We start from the raw sequence: 4,148 nt of genomic DNA, 5'->3' as shown, positions 1-4,148 counted from the left end.
GTCGGCAACGGCGGCACCGCCGGCACGACCGGCCAGTCCCGCGCCGTCGAGGCGATCGCCGCCGAGGTCTCCTCGCCGGTCTCCGGCGGCCTGTTCTACAGCGCCCACGTCTCCGGCGTCGGCTGGCAGGACGAGGTCTCGGGCGGCGCCGTGGCGGGCACCACCGGCCAGGGCAGGGCGGTCGAGTGCGTGAAGATGCGCCTGACCGGCGACCTCTCCGAGTACTACGACGTGTGGTACCGCGCCTACGTGCAGGACTACGGCTGGCTCGGCTGGGCCAGCGACGGGGCCCGCGCCGGCACGACCGGCATCGGCTACCGCGTAGGGGCGCTCCAGGTCCGCGTCCTCGCGAAGGGCTCGGCGGCCCCGGGCCCGACGGACGGCGCGTACAGGGACCGCCCATTGCATCCGAATTCGGTTGTTCTCAACGTCCCTTGTACAATGCAGAACCCCGAGCTTCCGACTGGCTGCGAGTCCGTTGCATTGACCAATGCGCTTAACTATTACGGATTTGGTTTGGGTAAAACCGTCATTGCAGACGCGTATATGCCTAGGAGCAGTTGGGATTTTGTTACGGCGTTTTGGGGCAATCCTCATAGCGCTTCGAATGGAAACTGCATATCTGCTCCCGGACTGACCAACACCGCGAATTCTTTCTTGATTAGCAGTGGTAGTAGTTTGCGAGCCTACGATGTGACCGGTACTGGTTTCTATGACCTTTATTCGTACTTGGAAGCTGGACATCCCGTTATTATTTGGTCAACGATAGGTATGCAAAACCTGGGAAGTTGCTATGCGACTCAGGCTTACGGCGGAAGGGTTTATAGAACCTATACCAACTCTCACACCGTTGTCTTAAGAGGCTTTAATCGCTCCCTAGGTACCGTTTACATTGCTGATTCACTCGCTGGCTATGTCTCTAACTCAGCTCAGCGCATTGCTTCGCTATACTCGCAAAGAGGAGCTCAGGCGGTCGTCATTAAATAGGCGCCGTCGAAGTCGAAGGAAGGTGGAATCGTGAAGCGTCTCTTAGATGTGTCCGTTTCTATACTTGTGGTTATCGCGCTGTTCATGAGTCAATCATGGGCCGTGACTGCTGCATATGCCGATTATTCAATTGACGGATCTGATGATTCAAACAGCTTTCATCTTGAAGGCTCTACTTCCAATCAAGCTGAGCCTATCTCTGGGGGGCAAGAATCGGATGCTGGCTCCGTAGATAGCGAGCCTCAAGACGCGCAGCAGGTCTTATCGGGGGAGACTAACGAAGCCGCTGCCGCTGATTCTGCCTCCAACGATCAGCTCACCGTCAAAAACGTTAGTGTTTCTGCCCATGTGCAGAATATTGGCTGGATGGATCCGGTTAGTTCGGGTAAGGTTGCCGGAACCACGGGTAGGGGCTTGAATCTTGAGGCACTAAAAATCTCACTTGAAGTGGATGGAGCCACCTCTCAAGAACAGATTGCAAATGCCATATCCGTCGAGGCCCACGTCTCCAACGTCGGCTGGCAGGCCGCCGTCGGCAACGGCGGCACCGCCGGCACGACCGGCCAGTCCCGCGCCGTCGAGGCCCTGAGGGTCAGGCTGTCCGGGGAGCTGTCGGCCCGCTACACCGTCTGGTACCGCGTCCACTCCGCCGAGTTCGGCTGGCTGGGCTGGGCGTGCGACGGCGCCGACGCCGGCTCGGCGGGCTACGGCCGCGCCGTCCAGGCCGTCCAGGTCGCGGTCCTGCCCAAGGGCGACCCCGCCCCGGGCGACACCGCCTGTCCTTTTAAGAGCCGTAGCGATGAACCTGCCTCAATCACTGTTCGCTCACATACGTCGAATATTGGTTGGATGTCGCCCGTAGGCGGCGGATCTGTTGCCGGGACAACTGGTAGGGGCCTCCCCATGGAGGCGCTTGAGGCTCAGCTTGGCTGGTATGGTCACTCGGGCTCCATTGAGCTTCGTGGCCATGTTTCTAATGTCGGCTGGCAACAGTGGTCTGAGGGGCACTGTGGAACGACTGGTAAGTCTCAGCGTCTCGAAGCCGTTCAGATTCGTCTAACCGGTGAGGCAGCTGAAAAATATGACATTTGGTACTGTGCTCATGTCTCGGGTATAGGCTGGCTCGATTGGGCTTGTAATGGAGCTGCCGCTGGTTCTGCCGGTAAAGGCAAGGCTATCGAAGCGGTAAAGGTAATCCTTGTGGAGAAAGGCGGAGCAGCGCCTGGCTCTTCGAGCAAGGTCTTTATCGGCGATCTAGATGCTGTTGCGGTTTCCGGATCCGCCGTTTCTGGGGAGAGTCTTGGCTTATCTTCTGGTCAAAAGGCTACGATTGGAGGCAAAGGCGCCAAACTGCTGAACTCCATTGCCTTAAGCGTTGCAGGCCAAACTGATGACGGGTCAATTTCCTATACCGTTATGGATGCATATTCAGGCTGGGGTGCTTCCGAATCGGATGGCGGCGCCGCCAAGGCGGTATCCGGCGCACCCATTAAAGCGATAAAAATGTCGCTGAGCGGCCAGTTTGCTGCCAATTATGACATTTGGTATCGAGTATACGATTCCGGTAATGGCTGGACGGGCTGGACGTCAAATGGTCAGGCATGTGGCGTTTCTGGTGGTTCTTCCGGTTTGTGCGGCATAGATGTTGCACTTGTTCGTAAGGGTCAACCTGCCCCTGGTTCTACCGGTAATGCATTTACCGAAACGTCGGGAATCGGTCTTGTATCCCAGGCGCACGTTGCTTCTGCGGGCTGGTTGGCTCCCGTTGGCAATGGCGAAACTGCCGGCCAGACGGGCATGTCTCGTTCTCTGCAGGCGTTGTATATTTCGACGCAGGGCATCGATGCCTCCGTTGAAGTGTCAGCACACGTTGCGAATATCGGTTGGCAGCCATACGTTTCGGGTGCTTCCTATGCTGGCACTGTTGGCAAGGGCCTCGCAATTCAGGCGGTTAAATTAAGGCTCACTGGCAACGACTCGTCAAAATACAATATTTACTACCGTATTCATGCGGCGGATTATGGTTGGCTTGGTTGGGCTAAAAATGACGCCGCAGCTGGCACCGTTGGGCTGTCTAAGCAGGCCGAGGCAATTCAAATTAAGTTGGTTGCCAAGGGTTCGTCCGACGCTCCCGTTCAAGATCATGCTGCGTTGATCCAGCTTCCTGGGCTATCCGCTAAGGCAAATTGCTCCGGTCTTGGCTGGCAAGCGTCTGTTGGCAATGGCGGTGTTGCCGGAACGGTTGGGCAGAACCGTGCCATGGAGGCAATGCAACTGTCCCTTTCCGATAGTTCCATGAACGGTGGCATTTCGTATTCCGCCCACGTATCCAATATCGGCTGGCAATCTGCTGTCTCAGATGGAGCCACAGCGGGAACCATTGGACAGGGACAACAAATCCAAGCTGTGAAGATTAATTTGACTGGTGACGTTTCGAATTACTTTGATGTCTGGTATCGCGTCCACGTGTCAAATTACGGATGGCTTGGCTGGACCAAAAATGGATCACCGGCGGGCACCACGAAGCTTGGCATTCCTGTTCAGGCATTACAGGTAAAGATTGTTCCCAAGGGCGCTTCCGCACCAGGCTCTACGTCTGATTCGTATTTTGAGACCTATCGTTATATGGGGTATCAGACCCCGGGATCTTATCCAAAGGTTAGTTGCAATAGCGTGCAGCTTCCTTCGTATTGCACCGGTTACTTTACGTATGTCACGCCTTCTCGAATTCCTTACAACGCTTCGCGACAGGATTGCATCAACGCATTCGTCCAGCGTGCTCGTGAATATATCGGGACGCGTTATATCGAGCCTTGGTCTTCTTGGCCGGGGGATGCGGTTGATTGTTCGGGCTTAGTGCTGCAATGTCTGTATGCGACTGGCATGGATATGGGTTGGTATAACCCGTATAACCATCGTTGGTTGCCCGAGCAAACCTACAACTCCATGAATTGGTATCGCAACAACACGTTTATGCCGGTTAGCACTTCTGCTATGCAGAGGGGAGATGTGGTCTACTACCAGGGCCATATTGGAATCTATATCGGAAACGGTCGAATCATTGATTCGTGGCCTGGGATCGGTGTGACCGAGCGCTCGGTCAATGCTCCAGGTCGTGTAATCGGTGCCGCTAGGCCTTTCGCATAGAGTCTGTTGAGGGG

At 55.9% G+C, this 4,148-nt stretch carries 2 protein-coding genes; both read left to right on the top strand.

Going from position 1 to position 4,148, the window contains the following annotated elements:
- The coding region (locus tag DXC67_RS09365) for a C39 family peptidase (protein WP_117638174.1) at window positions 1-987 on the top strand (987 nt) is incomplete at its 5' end.
- Window positions 988-1,017: 30 nt separating this feature from the next.
- On the top strand, window positions 1,018-4,134 hold the full coding sequence (locus DXC67_RS09360; RefSeq protein WP_117638173.1) for an NlpC/P60 family protein: 3,117 nt from the start codon (window positions 1,018-1,020) through the stop codon (window positions 4,132-4,134).
- Window positions 4,135-4,148 lie beyond the last annotated feature (14 nt).

The organism is Collinsella sp. TF07-1, assembly GCF_003437235.1.
Taxonomy (GTDB): domain Bacteria; phylum Actinomycetota; class Coriobacteriia; order Coriobacteriales; family Coriobacteriaceae; genus Collinsella.
This window is presented reverse-complemented; position numbering and strand designations above follow the sequence as displayed.